This is a genomic window from Thalassobacillus devorans MSP14 (assembly GCF_000496835.1).
Taxonomy (GTDB): Bacteria; Bacillota; Bacilli; order Bacillales; family Halobacillaceae; genus Thalassobacillus; species Thalassobacillus devorans_B.
This window is the reverse complement of record NZ_KI543236.1, coordinates 1,033,651-1,049,066: the sequence shown is the minus strand read 5'-3', so window position 1 is coordinate 1,049,066 and position 15,416 is coordinate 1,033,651. Positions and strand designations below refer to the sequence as shown.

At 45.6% G+C, this 15,416-nt stretch carries 13 protein-coding genes; 1 reads left to right on the top strand and 12 read right to left on the bottom strand.

What is annotated here, in order from left to right; genetic code table 11:
• Positions 1-6: 6 nt before the first annotated feature.
• The 10 genes from P855_RS0106185 to sdaAB form a co-directional block, all read right to left on the bottom strand.
• Positions 7-1,101 (bottom strand): mandelate racemase/muconate lactonizing enzyme family protein, encoded by a 1,095-nt coding sequence (locus tag P855_RS0106185; protein ID WP_028782748.1) that lies wholly within the window; start codon positions 1,099-1,101, stop codon positions 7-9.
• A gap of 20 nt (positions 1,102-1,121) precedes the next feature.
• Positions 1,122-2,042 carry a S66 peptidase family protein gene (locus P855_RS0106180; RefSeq protein WP_419177259.1) on the bottom strand — a complete coding sequence of 307 codons (921 nt, stop codon included), beginning with the start codon at positions 2,040-2,042 and terminating at the stop codon, positions 1,122-1,124.
• Positions 2,043-2,180: 138 nt separating this feature from the next.
• Positions 2,181-3,812, bottom strand: coding sequence for a peptide ABC transporter substrate-binding protein (locus tag P855_RS0106175; protein ID WP_028782746.1), 1,632 nt, complete (start codon positions 3,810-3,812; stop codon positions 2,181-2,183).
• 40 nt (positions 3,813-3,852) lie between these two features.
• Positions 3,853-4,848 carry an ABC transporter ATP-binding protein gene (locus tag P855_RS0106170; protein ID WP_028782745.1) on the bottom strand — a complete coding sequence of 332 codons (996 nt, stop codon included), beginning with the start codon at positions 4,846-4,848 and terminating at the stop codon, positions 3,853-3,855.
• Between the two features lie 5 nt (positions 4,849-4,853).
• Positions 4,854-5,825 (bottom strand): ABC transporter permease, encoded by a 972-nt coding sequence (locus tag P855_RS0106165; protein WP_028782744.1) that lies wholly within the window; start codon positions 5,823-5,825, stop codon positions 4,854-4,856.
• Complete coding sequence (locus P855_RS0106160; protein WP_028782743.1) at positions 5,822-6,754, bottom strand: ABC transporter permease; 933 nt, start codon at positions 6,752-6,754, stop codon at positions 5,822-5,824. The genes P855_RS0106165 and P855_RS0106160 overlap by 4 nt, the downstream gene beginning before the upstream one ends.
• Before the next feature lie 13 nt (positions 6,755-6,767).
• Positions 6,768-7,592, bottom strand: a complete 825-nt coding sequence (locus tag P855_RS0106155; protein ID WP_028782742.1) for a M55 family metallopeptidase — start codon at positions 7,590-7,592, stop codon at positions 6,768-6,770.
• Between the two features lie 272 nt (positions 7,593-7,864).
• A complete protein-coding gene (gene recG / locus P855_RS0106150; protein WP_028782741.1) occupies positions 7,865-9,901 on the bottom strand; it encodes an ATP-dependent DNA helicase RecG in 2,037 nt (678 codons plus the stop codon).
• 4 nt (positions 9,902-9,905) lie between these two features.
• Complete coding sequence (gene sdaAA / locus P855_RS0106145) at positions 9,906-10,790, bottom strand: L-serine ammonia-lyase, iron-sulfur-dependent, subunit alpha (protein WP_028782740.1); 885 nt, start codon at positions 10,788-10,790, stop codon at positions 9,906-9,908.
• An 18-nt stretch (positions 10,791-10,808) separates the two neighbouring features.
• A complete protein-coding gene (gene sdaAB, locus P855_RS0106140; RefSeq protein WP_028782739.1) occupies positions 10,809-11,471 on the bottom strand; it encodes an L-serine ammonia-lyase, iron-sulfur-dependent subunit beta in 663 nt (220 codons plus the stop codon).
• A 229-nt stretch (positions 11,472-11,700) separates the two neighbouring features.
• On the opposite strand from sdaAB, the gene P855_RS0106135 reads away from it, so the two are divergent.
• On the top strand, positions 11,701-12,978 hold the full coding sequence (locus P855_RS0106135) for an NCS2 family permease (RefSeq protein WP_037985672.1): 1,278 nt from the start codon (positions 11,701-11,703) through the stop codon (positions 12,976-12,978).
• Between the two features lie 93 nt (positions 12,979-13,071).
• Here P855_RS0106135 and P855_RS0106130 read toward each other — a convergent pair whose 3' ends face one another.
• Together P855_RS0106130 and P855_RS0106125 are read right to left on the bottom strand one after the other, a co-directional pair.
• Entirely contained in the window at positions 13,072-13,812 is a 741-nt protein-coding gene (locus tag P855_RS0106130; RefSeq protein ID WP_327084773.1) for an SDR family oxidoreductase, read from the bottom strand.
• A gap of 82 nt (positions 13,813-13,894) precedes the next feature.
• On the bottom strand, positions 13,895-15,367 hold the full coding sequence (locus P855_RS0106125) for a protein adenylyltransferase SelO (protein ID WP_028782736.1): 1,473 nt from the start codon (positions 15,365-15,367) through the stop codon (positions 13,895-13,897).
• Between the last annotated feature and the right edge of the window lie 49 nt (positions 15,368-15,416).

Sequence of the window (15,416 nt, the reverse complement as noted above, 5' to 3'; positions counted from 1 at the left end):
TCCTCCTTATTTCTTGACGAATTGCTTTCGTATCTCCTTAATCCCCATACCAGTATCTGAGGACAGATGTATATCTTTTCCTCGATACTCGACGCCTCCTTCCAGCACATCATCCGCAAGCATCAGAGGGGCATCAAAGTCGTACCGGGTCACGTTCTTTTGACTGGCTGCAAAGTGACAGGCGGCAGTAATACCAATTTTAGTTTCAATCATGCTTCCTGCCATGCATTCTACCCCATAACTATCTGCTATGGCCGCTATTTTCAGAGCCTGGTAGATGCCTCCACTCTTCATCAGTTTAATATTTATCAAGTCTGCACTTTCTGTTTCTAATACCTGCCTTGCATCATACAATGAAAATACGCTTTCATCTGCCATTATAGGTGTATCCACTTGTTCCTTCACTTGCTTTAACCCACCAAGATCATGCGCTTTTACCGGCTGTTCCACAAGTTCGATATCCAGGCCGGAATCTTCCATTTTTCTGATTGCATATACCGCTTCTTTCGGTTTCCATCCCTGGTTCGCATCGAGTCGGATCAGGATATCTTTACCGGCAGCTTCTCGCACCGCTTGAACCCGCTTAATATCGGTATGAATATCATTTTTGCCCACTTTCACTTTCAACGCATGAAAACCATTCTTTATGTACCGGGCTGCGTCTTCGGCCATTTCTTCCATCGTATTGACACTGACCGTGTAATCTGTTTCTAACTGGTTCCGATACCCTCCGAGAAACTGATAGAGCGGCATGCCAGCGTACTGGGATATACAGTCGTAAAGAGCCATATCAATGGCTGCTTTGGCGCTTGTATTGCCGACCAACACCCCGTGCAGCCTTTCAAACACTCTCTCCCGCTCCAGCAGCGACATCCCTGCCAGACGGGGAGCAATGATATCATTCACTGCTGACTCGATACTTGCAAGGCTTTCTCCGGTAATGACATGAGTTGGCGGTGCTTCTCCGAACCCCACCGTACCATTGTCACAGGATACTTTGACAGCGATCGTTTCCGCTACCGTAACCGTCCGAAGTGCAGTTTTAAATGGTGTATGCAGGGGAGCGGATATTCGAAAAGTTTCTATAGATTGCAGTTTCATGGGAGCACTCCTCTTTTGGTTTATTTTACTCCTGGAGCGATAATAAGGGATAAATTCTTTGTTGACATTTCAGCCTGTACGCCGAGTGGAACAGCGAAATGAGGCTGGCAATGGCCAATTTTGAAACCCGCTATTACAGGCTTGTTCAGGTCGCTCAAGTATTCATTTAAAACTTGTGAAAGACTGAGAGATTCTTTCCGCTTGGATGGTTCAACATTCTTGAAGTCACCAACAAGAATACCTGCCGCCTCATCAAGCTTTCCGCTTAACTTCAGTTGATTCAGCATACCGTCAATCCGGTACGGTTCTTCGTCAATATCCTCGATAAGCAATAACTTCCCCTTTGTGTCCAATTCATAAGGAGTTCGAAGCGTACTCACCAGCAATGATAAATTTCCACCAACGAGCTCACCTGAAGCGATACCTTCAGAAATTATCATTAATTCGGAATAGGCGGTCGTATAGTTGAGATTCGTAGGGGTGAATAGCTGATGGAACAAATCCTTGGATTGCTCATGGAAATCGTCTTTGCCGATATCCGAGCTGAGCATCGGCCCGTGGAAGGTGACGAGCCCTGTCTGCTGACGTATCGCTGTATGTAAGAACGTGATATCGCTATAGCCCCAGAAAGGTTTAGGATTTTCTTTTATCAGCTCGTAATCAATCTTCCCGGCAATCCGTCCTGTGCCGTAACCTCCACCCGCACAAAAAATCCCTTTGATTTCCGGGTTGCGGAACATGTCATGAACATCAGCCAATCGGTCTTCATCTCTTCCTGCCAGGTAGCCATGGACATCTTTCACATGATCTCCCACAACGACCTCGAGACCAAGGGATTCTATAAATGGGACAGCCTGATACATCTGATCAATATTCGGAGGGCTCGCTGGTGCTATAACGCCTATTTTATCCCCTTTATGTAAACGGTTTGGTAACAACACCTTCATACCTGCCTTTCGTATGTAAAAAGGGACAGAGCAAGGATCAGCCATTGACCTGGTACTAGATCGTGCTTCCATCGGCGCCTGCCCCGTCCCTCTTTCAATCTGTTTTTTTAATAAGGAACTATTTCATTTTGTCTATTGCTTGATATCTGCCCATTTTAATTCCAAGTACCCTACTGGATGACGGACGATATTTTCCACTTTATCTTTTTGTAATACAACCTGGTTGTAGAAATGAATCGGGAAGATCGGCATTTCTTCAAATAAAATCTTTTCCGCTTCATACATATATTCGAAACGCTTCTCTTCATCTGCTTCGTTCTTTGCTTTAGCGATCAGCTTGTCGTATTGCTCATTGGACCAGCCAGTACGATTCATGGAAGAATTGGTGGTGAAGCTTTCCAGGAAATTGATCGGATCTGCATAGTCAGCAAGGAATGAGCTTCTGGATAATTGATGCTTTAAATCTTTCTGATCCTGTAAGAACACGTTCCACTCCGTGTTTTCAAGCGTGATATCAATACCAAGATTTTCTTTATACATGTTCTGGATCGTCTCTGCAATTGCTTTATGGGAATCGCTGGTATTATAGGTCAATGTGACTGGAGGAAGTTCTTCATACCCTTCTTCTTTCATCCCTTCTTCCAATAGCTGTTTGGCTTTTTCAGGATTATGTTCAACCAGTTTGCCATTTTGTTCACGGAAATCATTGCCCGCTGGATCCGTAAAACCATAGGATACAAAGCCATAAGCCGGTTCTTCCTTGTTTTTGGTTACATAGTCCACGATATCCTGCTGGTTGACAGCCATCGCAAACGCTTTACGGATTTTTTCATTAGTAAACGGTTCCTTGTTGACATTGAAGCGGTAAAAATACGTGCCTGCCTGATCTTCAATCACTACATTTTCGTTATCCAGCAGTTGTTCTGCCATCTCGCTTGGAATACCAGAGGTATCCAGGTCACCGCTTTCATACATTTGATATTCTGTGTTGGTATCGTTGACCATTGCCCACTCTACCTTATCCAGTTTGACGGTTTCTGCATCCCAGTACTCATCGTTCTTTTCCATGACCAGCTTGCTGTCGTGCTTCCACTCAGCAATTTTGAACGGTCCGTTTCCTACAAAAGTGTCAGCTTCTGCATACCACTCTTCATTTTCTTTTTGAACTTTTTCATTGATTGGGAAAAATGCAGGGTTGGAAATGACATTAAGGAAATACCCGGTAGGTGCTTTCAATGTCACTTTCAGCGTTTTCTCATCCACGGCTTCTACCATCACGTCATCCCTTGTGCCTTCTCCCGTGTTATAAGCTTCTCCTCCTTCAATGAAGTACCCAAGGAAGGCTGCAGGAGATGCTGTTTCAGGGTCAAGCAGACGCTTCCAGGCAAATTCAAAGTCTCCCGCTGTAACGGGATCGCCATTGGACCAGTTGGCATCCTCACGAATATGGAAGGTATATACCTTTCCATCTTCTGAAATCTCCCATTTCTCTGCAGTCGCTGCTGCAGGCTCATGGGATTCATCAAGCCTGGTCATTCCTTCCATTAAGTTGTTCAACACATTCCAGGAATAGGAATCAAAACCAATCGGAGGATCCAGGGAAGTAGGTTCTGTCCCATTATTCAGCTTCAGTACCTTTTCCTCACCTGAAGCTTCCCCTCCTCCTTCTTTCTCCTCGTCACTGCCAGAGCTGCCACTTGTCGTACACGCAGACAGAACTACTGCCACCATGACGGCTAAAAACATCGTCAGCCATTTTTTCATGTTACGTTCCCCCTTTTAGGTATGTATTTATCTTGAGGCTTCACTTGGAAGCCAACAATTTGTTAGCCCGCTCATCCTGGAGCCAGCACTCAACCTGGTGCGTCTCGCTAAGCTCAGTCTGCATCGGATAAACCCGCTCGCACACTTCCATCGCTTTTGGGCATCTCGCTGTAAAAGGACATCCAACTGGTGGAGAAAACAAATCCGGAGGAGTCCCGTCAATCGGTATCAGTTTACCCTCCCGCCTGTCCAAACGCGGCACAGATGTCAACAAGCCATTGGTATAGGGGTGCTGAGGGCGATAGAAGATTTCTTTTTTTGTCCCGACTTCGATAACCTTACCCGCATACATAACAGCGATCCTGTCGGCGATTTTAGCCACTACTCCTAAATCGTGGGTGATCAGGATGATCGCTACCCCGGTCTGTTCCTGGATACGCTCGAACAGTTCGAGAATTTGCGCCTGAATCGTCACATCCAGCGCAGTTGTCGGTTCGTCTGCAATCAATAGCTCTGGTTCACAGATCAGCGCCATCGCAATAACGATACGCTGCCTCATTCCTCCACTGAATTGATGGGGATATAAACCAAGCCTTTCTTCCGGATTCGGGATGCCTACTAATTCCAGCATTTCTATCGCTTTTTGTTTCGCTTGCCGGTTAGAAACGGCCGTGTGCTGTTTCAGTCCCTCGGTCAGCTGGTTACCCACTGTCAGGGTAGGATTCAATGCGGTCATCGGGTCCTGAAAGATCATGGATATATCCACTCCCCTGATCTTTCGCATTTGTTTTTCGGGAAGATGGCGTAACTCTTTGTCTTTGAATTTAATCGTTCCATTCGTAATCCTGCCAGGCGGTTGAGGAATCAAGCGCATAATCGAGCTGGCAGTCACGCTTTTTCCGCAGCCGGATTCCCCGACTATCGCAAGTGTTTCACCTTTATATAAGTCAAAGCTGACTCCTCTTACGGCCTGTACTTCCCCTCCATAAGTCAAAAAGGAAACTTCAAGGTCTTTCACTTCCAGTAACTTTTCCAATGTTGTCACCTCCTTAGCTTAGGATCCAGTGCATCCTGAAGCCCGTCTCCAAGTACGTTGAATGCAAACATAGTTGCAGATATGAAGAAAGCAGGGAAAAACAGTCTCCACCAGTGTCCAGATAATATGGTCCCTAACGCATCATTCGCCATTACTCCCCAGCTGGCATAGGGTGATTGGATTCCCAGACCCAGGAAGCTCAAAAATGCTTCAGCAAAAATAGCTGTAGGTACGGTCAATGTCATTTGGACGATAATTGGACCCATCGTGTTAGGAAGCAAATTCTTCCTGATGATCCGCCAGGTTTTCGTCCCAAATGACTGGGAAGCTAATACGAATTCATAATTCTTGATCTGGAGTACCTGCCCGCGTACAATCCGTGCCATTCCAACCCATCCTGTCACTGTGAGGGCGATGATGATGGTCAAAAGACTCGGCCCCATGACAACCAGAAGCAAAATGACGACCAGGAGATATGGCAATCCGTAAAGGATTTCTATGATACGCATCATCATGCTGTCGGTACGTCCTCCTTTATAACCGGCAATGCCTCCATACACCACTCCGATGAAGAAATCGATCAGTGCGGCCATCAATCCGACAAACAAGGAAATCCGGGCACCATACCAGGTCCTTGTAAATACATCCCTGCCCAGGTTATCTGTACCAAACCAGTGGCTGGCAGAAGGTGGCTGATTCTGATCGGCCAAAGGACCATTCTGAACGGTATAGGGAGATAAAATCGGCCCAAAGATAGCCAGCAAAGCCAGAAATATCAAAAATACCAGGCCGCCCATGGCCAGTTTATTTTTGACCAGTCGCCTCCAGGCGTCCTGCCAGTAGGATAACGAGGGACGTACAACCTTTTCTCTGTCTTTCTGGCTTTTTTCCTTGGGTTTGAACCATTCATCAGGAATATCATGGACAGCAGGAGAATGCTTTGCCTTTTGTTCTTCCGCAAGATGATTCATGCTCATTCTCCTTCCTTTGTATGCATTTTGATTCTAGGGTCAAGCAGGCCGTATGCAATATCGACCAGGAACAACATAAACACTAAGAAAAAACTGTAGAATACGGTCGTACCCATAATCAGAGGATAATCCCGCTGGTTAATGCCTTCGATGAAGTATCTTCCCATACCAGGAATAGCGAATATTTTTTCAATGACAAACGTCCCTGTCAGGATACCGGCTAATAAGGTACCAAGAATGGTAACAACAGGCATCAAAGCATTCTTCAAGGCGTGTTTGAAAATGATTTTATATGGTTTCAAGCCTTTTGCTTTCGCCGTCTTAATATAATCCTGGGTCAACACTTCCAGCATACTGGAGCGGGTCAGCCTGGCGATGATCGCCATCGGCCCTGTAGCCAATGCCAGCGTAGGCAGCACCATATGAGTCGGGCTGGACCAGGTCGCAGCAGGGAAAATTTCCCAATCGACAGCGAGCTTTTGAATCAACAGTGTTGCCAGTACAAAGTTAGGGATTGAAATTCCCAGCACAGCTAAGGTCATCGCTAAATAGTCGATAATGCCGTTATGTTTGAGCGCTGCCAGCACGCCTAGAATAATTCCGGATATAAGAGCCACCAGGACCGTAACAATTCCTAACTCAAAAGAAATCGGAAATCCACGTCCCAGCAAGTCATTGACCGTTTCGGTCGGATGTTTGATGGATGGCCCGAAGTCCAGAGTCGCAATAGATTTCAGGTAGATCAGGTACTGGACAAATAATGGCTCATCCAAATGGTAGTGGGCTTCCAGGTTTGCCTGGACCGCTGCATTGGTTCCCCTTTCCTGGTTGAGTGGAGAACCAGGAATGGCATGCATTAAAAAGAATGTAAGTGTCGCAATGATCAATACAGTTGCGATCATAATTAGAAATCGCTTCATTATGTATTTCGTCATACAGGCACCCTCCCTAGCTGAAAGACGTATGCATCGCCAGTTCGGTCATGACGATCATCGCCTGATAAGCTTCTATGATATCTTTTGCCTGGTATTTCACAATTGTGGTGCCTGGTTCAATTTCAGTATTCGGCATCAGGTTCGCCCATTCTGCCTGGCCGTAATTGGTAAATTCTATTCGTAATACGGGATTGTCAGGCGGAGTCAAGGGTTTGACCAGATGACGTTTTTTCAATGCTTCAGTCACTTTTTCCTGTAATAGTTCTCCAGCTTTCAATGGAGTCAGACTTTTGACTGCTGAGCGGGAAATCGTTTCTTTGACAACTGCTGTCGTTATGTTTGGAATAAGTGATTCAGCTTCCTGTCCGGCACAATCATCACCCGCGACTAATAAAACGGGAACACCATAGTATCCGGCAACGTATGCGTTAAAGCCAAGTTCCCCTACCTCGACATCGTTTATGTAGAAATTCCTTACTCCGAAAATCATCGAATGGGACATTACCCCGCGCTGTCCAGCTCTTGCATGATATCCAACGAACATCGCCCCAGAAAAGCTATCATCCAGGCTTTGTACCATTGATAGCGGTTTCACATCCCCTGTTATCAGATGTGCTTCCGGATGGAGCTCATCGATCAGCAGGTTGTTCATCTTCGAATGGCTGTCATTCACTAAAATATCTTTGCAGCCGAATTTCCTGGCCGCCTCGATGACGTAATTCGTTTCCTCTGTCATAATGCGTCGGGCCCGGTCGTAATTAAGTTCCGATGAATCTACGTATGTATAATCGGGCAGACCGGTTATTCCTTCCATGTCCACTGAAAGAAATAGTTTCATAGATGCAACACTCCTTTGGGTGTTTAAATTATTAAGTTTTTGGTGAATTTTCTTAAAATTCTATCAAATATTTCCTGAATTAGCAATGGAGTTCAAAAATATGTAGAAATTTACTCTCTTTCAGTAAGCGCTTTCATAAAAGTGTTCACTGAAAGTTCGCATAGGAAAGAAAAGAAAAGGGCCATTTCAGGAACGAAGTCTCACCCACGTAAACATATAGCAAAATCAAAATAGTGGATCAGCCTCCGTGCCGAAACAACCCTCATCTCCAGTTAATCTAGTATTTCTCCTTGTAAAGCTTCGTCACGATATAATATCCCCCGTAAAGCACTCCATGCTTCATCGGTATCCAACTGGTTCGACGCTATAATATCCGCGGCGTCCTTTCGAGCCGTCTCAAGCGCACGATAGTCATGTACCATATCACCGACTTTGAATTCGGGTACCCCGCTTTGTTTCTTCCCGAAAAAATCACCGGGACCACGCAGCTGGAGGTCCTGCTCCGATAATTCGAAACCATCTGTCGTTTCGGTCATGATCCGCATCCGTTCTTTACCGATTTCACCTTTCGGTTCAGCTAAAAGAATGCAATAACTTTGAGCATCTCCGCGACCGACACGTCCTCTGAGCTGATGTAGTTGACTGAGGCCGAATCGTTCGGCGTCGTAAATCACCATGACAGTCGCATTTGGGACATTGACCCCTACTTCTACTACAGTGGTGGATACAAGAATCTGTATGTCATTATCGACAAATTGCTGCATGACTTCCTCTTTTTCTTCCTGATGGAGCCGGCCATGCATCAGGCCTACGGAAATATCCGGTTCATAGTAGGTCTGCAACTGGTGATGAAGGTCCACTGCATTCTGGATATCCAGTTTATCCGATTCTTCAATCAACGGAGAAATGACATAAGCCTGGTGTCCGCTTGCGATTTCTTTATGAATGAATTGCAGTACCCGGTCCATCATGTCTCCTTTAACCCAGTATGTCTCAACCGGTTTTCGGCCGGCTGGCATTTCATCAATGACAGAAACATCCATATCTCCAAAGGCTGTGATTGCAAGCGTTCTGGGAATAGGTGTGGCAGTCATGAATAGTACATCCGGATGCAGCCCTTTATCCCTTAACGTCCGCCGCTGATTGACCCCGAAACGGTGCTGCTCATCGACGATCACCAATCCCAGATTGGAAAATACCACTTCATCCTGGATCAGGGCGTGAGTTCCTACAATGATGTCTGCCTCCTGGTTACTAATTTCCTCCAGTACTGCTTTTCGCTGTTTTCCTTTAATAGATCCGGTCAATAATACAATCTTCACCCGATCCCCGAACATCTGCTGAAGCGATTCAAAGTGCTGTTCAGCCAGTATTTCGGTCGGTACCATCAATGCACCCTGGTTCCCTGCTGTAATAGCCGCATATAAGGCAATAGCAGCAACTGCTGTCTTCCCTGAACCGACATCACCCTGCAACAGCCTGTTCATGCGATGGGGAGATTTCATATCTTTTAAAATTTCTGCCAGCGACTTCTTTTGCGCTTTCGTGAGTTCAAATGGAAAGGAGTCCACAAAGTCTGTCAGCTTATCATTATCATAAGCCTGCCTATTTCCTTCTGTTGCTTCCCGTTTCAATTTACGTAAAAGCTGCATCTTAAGCTGAAAAACCAGAAATTCTTCATAAGTGAATCTTCTCCGGGCGTGCTTTAATAACTCCCTGCTTTCGGGGTAGTGCATTTGCCATAAAGCAGCCGACCGTTCCGGGAGTTTGTAGCTCTCCATCAAATGCTCTGGTAAGATTTCACGGATTTCTTCCCCATAGTCTTCCAGTGCCTGGTGGATCAGCTTCCGCATTTTTTTCATGGTGATGCTTTCTTTTAAAGAATAGACCGGCTGGATCGGGTTTTGCTCCTCCGCCCGGCCCTTTTTATACTGGCTGACCGTTATTTGCAGCCGATGCTGATCCCACTTTCCCGTCACGGTAATAATGTCGCCGGGATTGATTTGTTTTTTTGCAAACGCGCGGTTGAACATCACTGCTTTCACAGCAAATTGATCTACCTGCAATGTCATCGTCAACCGGGATTTCTTACGACCATAAAAAGTAAGGGAAGGTTCACCAATGACCTCCCCTTCGATGGTCGCTTTTTCATCATGAACTAGTTCCGTCAACGGTTTGACCTCATAAGTATCATAACGATAGGGAAAATAGAACATGAGGTCTTCGATGGTATATATACCTAGTTCATTCAGGGTTTCTGTTACTTTCTCCCCTACTCCGTTCACCTCGGAAACTGGTTGCGTCAACACATAATCACTCTTTCTTCAAAGAAATTCCGTACACTTTCGCTTCTAGTTCTCTTCCCGTAGGTGTTGCCGCCAACCCTCCCTGGGCTGTCTCACGCAATGCTACCGGCATCGTCTGCCCGATTTTGTACATCGCGTCGATCACTTCATCACAAGGAATGCGGCTGGTCACGCCGGCTAATGCCATATCAGCAGCTGTAACGGCATTAGAAGCTCCCATCGCATTACGTTTGACACATGGTACTTCCACGAGGCCGGCAACCGGATCACAGACGAGGCCAAGCATATTCTTTAATGTAATTGCCATTGCTTCAGCCGATTGTGATGGCGTACCACCTGCCATCTCGACAATTGCAGCAGCTGCCATTCCAGCCGCCGATCCGACTTCTGCCTGACATCCTCCTGCAGCACCGGAAATGGAAGCATTATTCGCCACGACGAATCCAAATGCCCCAGATGTGAAAAGATAACGTACCATTTGTTCTCTCGTCGGATTTAATTTATTTTTTACTGCAAAAAGCGTTCCTGGCACACATCCGGCACTACCGGCTGTCGGAGTCGCGCAAATAGTACCCATGGCAGCATTCACTTCATTTGTCGCTACCGCCTTACTGACCGCATCAAGCAGGATAGTACCTGATAAAGGTTCATGGTTTTTCATATATTCCTGGATAAGTACAGCATCGCCGCCTGTCAGGCCACTATGGGATTTCACTCCTTTAAGGCCATCCTCGACTGCTTTTTCCATGACATCCAGGTTACGTTCCATCTGCCCGAAAACCTCTTCCCGGGTTCTTTCTTTGACTTCCATCTCCTGACGAATCATCACTTCTGATATTTGAATGCCTTCACTTTCCGCCATTTCGACGAGTTCGGCTACATTACGAAACATGATACATGCCCCTTTCTATTAATCGACTATCTTAGCCACTTGCAGGATATGGTCGGCTCTTTCCAGCTCTTTCAAAATACTTTCATCTATATTCTGATCGACTTCGATGACCATTAATGCCTGCTGTCCTTCCTGCTTCCGGGAGACTTCCATATGGCCAATATTGATTTCATGGCGAGCCAGAATGGACGTTACAGAAGCAATTGCCCCGTATCTGTCATTATGGATCAGCAAGACTGCCGGATGGCCGCCAGACAGGCGTAATTCAAAACCGTTCAACTCGGTGATTTCCGCCATTCCTCCACCAATTGAAATACCGACAAGCTCCAGATCCCCATCATCGTCACCGATGCGGATCCTGGCCGTGTTGGGGTGATCCGTATGAGAATCTTCTTCATGGAACCTTATTTTGATCCCATTTTGTTTAGCAGTTTCTAAAGCCTCTCTTATTCTAGTGTCGTGCGTATCGTAATCCAGCAGTCCGCCAACAATGGCGACGTCTGTACCGTGTCCCTTATATGTTCTGGCAAAAGAACCATACAAATGGATTTCCGCCCATTTAGGCTCCCGGCCGAAGAGATTTCGGGCTGCACGTCCGATTCGCGCTGCTCCTGCTGTATGCGAACTGGACGGTCCGATCATGACAGGACCCATAATATCGAAAACTGATTTGAATTTCATATGTCACCTTTCCCTTCCATGAGATAAGCAGTTATGTATAGCGTTCACATAAGCTTATACCCTATTCTATTTTAGCGAGAAACCGTTTACTTGAACAGGTGTTTCCATACTATTTTTTCCTGAAAGATAATAAGTTTGCCAGAATACACATCACGTATTATAATTTAATTTTGTGGGTTGCATGAACAACCGGGTGGGAGAGGGCTACAATTCTATAGAGGAGTACACCATGTTTAACAAGCATAAACATGACATCGATGCTGCCCAGTGGAAAAATGACGTACTGGCTGGTTTCATCGGCTACTTCACGACTGTATACATCGTAGCAGTAAACAGTTCGATTTTGAACGATGCCGGAATCGGTGTGGAAAATTCCATGGTCGCTACCATCCTGGCCAGCTTTTTCGGCACGTTACTGATGGGATTGCTTGCCAATGCCCCGATGGTACTGATACCGGGAATGGGGGTCAATGTCCTGTTTGCGTATACGATTGTTGAAGGTACGGGTATGAGCTTTCAGGAAGGTCTTGCTGTTGTCATTGTATCATCTTTGATATTTCTTTTGACAGCTTTTACAAAGCTTGGCGAGTGGCTGAAAGAAGCGATTCCCGACTCGCTGAAGCATGCGATCACCGTTGGCCTTGGATTGTTTTTGACATTGATCGGCCTTGAAAAAGGCGGATTGGTCGTCAGAGGAGAACATTCCCTGATTGCGCTTGGTAATCCATCTTCTGAAATGGTGATCACCAGCCTGTTGACATTATTTATCGGGATCTTTCTGTTTACGAGGAATGTACCCGGCAACTTCCTGGTGACGATGATCATAGGTACAGTGATTGGCTACTTTTTTGGATTGCTCGGTGAGCCTGGCAAAGGGATTTCAATGGAAATGGATTCTTTTGTATGGATCCCATCTTTTGCCGGCATCGGGTCGTTGACCTTCTGGATGGCTGTTTTCCCATTAAGTATTGTGCTGATATTTGAAAATATGGGTTTGATCCATGGTCAGTTAGCCATGCTCAAAAACGAAGGTAAATTCAAACGAGCCTACCAGGCAACAGCATTTTCTGCACTGGCAAGCGGATTTTTAGGCACTTCGCCGACTGTTTCTTCTGCTGAAAGTGCAGCCGTCATAGCGTCCAAAGGAAAAACCGGCCGTGCTGCTATCACAATGGCGATCCTATTCCTGGCAACGTTACTGTTGATCCCCTGGATTTCAATGGTGCCATCCACTGCCATCAGCCCGATATTGATCATTGTAGGAGCTTTAATGGTCCAAAATATCAAACATATCGAGCTGGATCAGCTATCAGAGACGATGCCTGCATTTTTGATCATTGTCATGATTCCGTTCACCTATTCGATTGCTGATGGGATGGCATTTGGATTCATCGCCTATCCACTGGTAAAGCTGGCGATCGGTAAACAAAGGGAGCTATCTTTCCCGGTCGTATTCATCGCGATGATGTTCCTATTCGAATTTGTCATGCGATCAGTCGGACATTAATATATTAAAAATATAAGAAGCTCAGAGTATATAAGCTCTGGGCTTCTTTTACATGATCCTCCCCGATAAGTCCAGAACATTTTCATGCATCACTTAATGTTCATAAAGCATTTTCCTGGTCATTCCTCCGTCAATGACGATGTTTTCTCCGTTAATGAAATCATTTTCTTCCTGGCTTAGAAAAACACAGGCTCTTGCAATATCCTCCGGTCTTCCTACTCTTTTGGAAGGGTGCTGGAAATGGTCGACTTCACTTAAGTCCTGATAATTTTCCGTTGCTATCCAGCCTGGACTGATAATGTTCACACGGATATAATAATCACTCAATGTCATTGCCAATGAATGAGTGAGTGCCACGATTCCTCCCTTGCTTGCTGAGTAGGCTTCTGTATGCGGTTCAGCCATCGAAGCTCTCGTAGATGCAATATTGATAATGCTGCCCCCCTGTTCCTTCATTAGTAATGCAGCTTGTCTGGTTAAGTAAAATACACTACTTAGGTTAGTAGAAATGACTTCATTCCAGTCTTGTTCGCTCATCTCCCAAAAGTCTTTGAATTTTGAAATTCCTGCATTATTCACTAAAATGTCAATTCGTTCATATTCGTTTTCAATTTCCTTGAATAACTTCTGTACTGCTTCGTAATTGCTTACATCACACCATTTAAATTCTGCCTGATAACCGTTTTCTTTCCAGCCTTTACAAACTTCCCTGCCCTTTTTTTCATCTTTATCAATAAGTATGACTGTATAATCCTTCTTAACAAAAGCATTAACAATGGCTTCTCCAATACCATTTGCTCCTCCGGTTACGATTGCGATTTTCCTTTCTTCCATCATCATTCCTCCTTTACCACTATGTTACCGAAACATCTGCCACGTAAACTATGATAAAAGAGACAGTGGATTTTCCACTGTCTCATGTCCCGCAATAGGTTCGGTATGGGAGCCTGGATGGTGCTGGCAGGGTCGTGTATTCCTCTTGTTCCTGTGAATAGGCATAGGGATTGGAAAGGACATCCAAAAGCTTTTTCATCACGCTATAGTCATCTTTATCTACAGCAGCCTCAAGCGCCTCTTCTACCCGATGGTTTCGGGGGATAATGGAAGGGTTTACTTCCTTCATCAACTGATAAGCAGAAGTCTTCGATATCTCCTGCCTTTCCAACCTCTGCTGCCAACGTTCATACCAATGCTTAAATTCGGCTGCCCCAGCCATCGTTATATCCTCTGGTTTATTTAAAGTCAAAGCACGGAAGGTGTTTGTATAGTCGGCACGATTTTCCTTCATTATGCCGAGAAGATCTTCCACCAGCTCCTCATCATGCTCTTCATCATTTTGAATTCCCAGTTTCTTTCGCATGCCCTTAAGCCAATGGTGTTGATACCAGTGTTCATATTTGCCAAGAATCTCCTGAGCTAATTCAACCGCCTGATCCGGCTTATCATGAATCAACGGTACGAGAGATTCAGCAAATCGTGCCAGGTTCCATTGGCCGATGGCGGGTTGATTCTGATAAGCATAACGGCCTTGAACATCGATTGAACTGAATACGGTTGAAGGGTGGTATTCATCCATAAACGCACAGGGTCCATAATCAATCGTTTCTCCACTGATAGTCATATTGTCCGTGTTCATCACTCCATGGATAAACCCTACCAGCTGCCAATTCGCTATCAGCTCAGCCTGCCGTTTGACCACTTCTTCAAATAGTGTAAGATATCGTTCTTTATATTGTTCCTGTTCTAGTTCTGGAAAATGACGCGCAATAGCAAAGTCTGCAAGCGTCTGAAGTTTTTCCCTATCACCCAGTCTCAACGCATACTCAAATGTCCCTACGCGCAGATGGCTGTCAGCCACACGGGTTAATACAGCCCCAGGCAGCGGGGTCTCCCTTATGACCGTTTCTCCCGTGGTAATAACAGCCAAACTTCGATTAGTAGGAATTCCAAGGGCATGCATCGATTCACTGATGATATATTCCCGAAGCATCGGTCCAAGCGTCGCCCGTCCATCGCCTCTCCGGGAAAATGGGGTGGGCCCTGATCCTTTAAGCTGAACATCATAACGTTTTCCTGAGGGTGTTATCTGCTCACCGAGTAGTACTGCACGTCCATCTCCCAACATGGTAAAATGGCCGAATTGATGACCAGCATAAGCCTGGGCGATTGGAAACGACTGAGCGGGCACCTGATTACCAGCAAATACTTCCACCCCTTCTTTTGTCTGCAATAAATCACTATTCAATCCTAATGTTTCTGCCAATGCCTTATTGAAGGTGACCAGCTCGGGTGAATGAACCGGGACAGGAGCGGCTTTTTCGTAAAACGAGTCCGGCAAACGCGCATAACTGTTATCAAAATTCCATCCCATCTCTTTTATATGTGTCATTATATCTCCTTTGTCTGAATGATTTTGTAAATAGTATTCACGTATATTC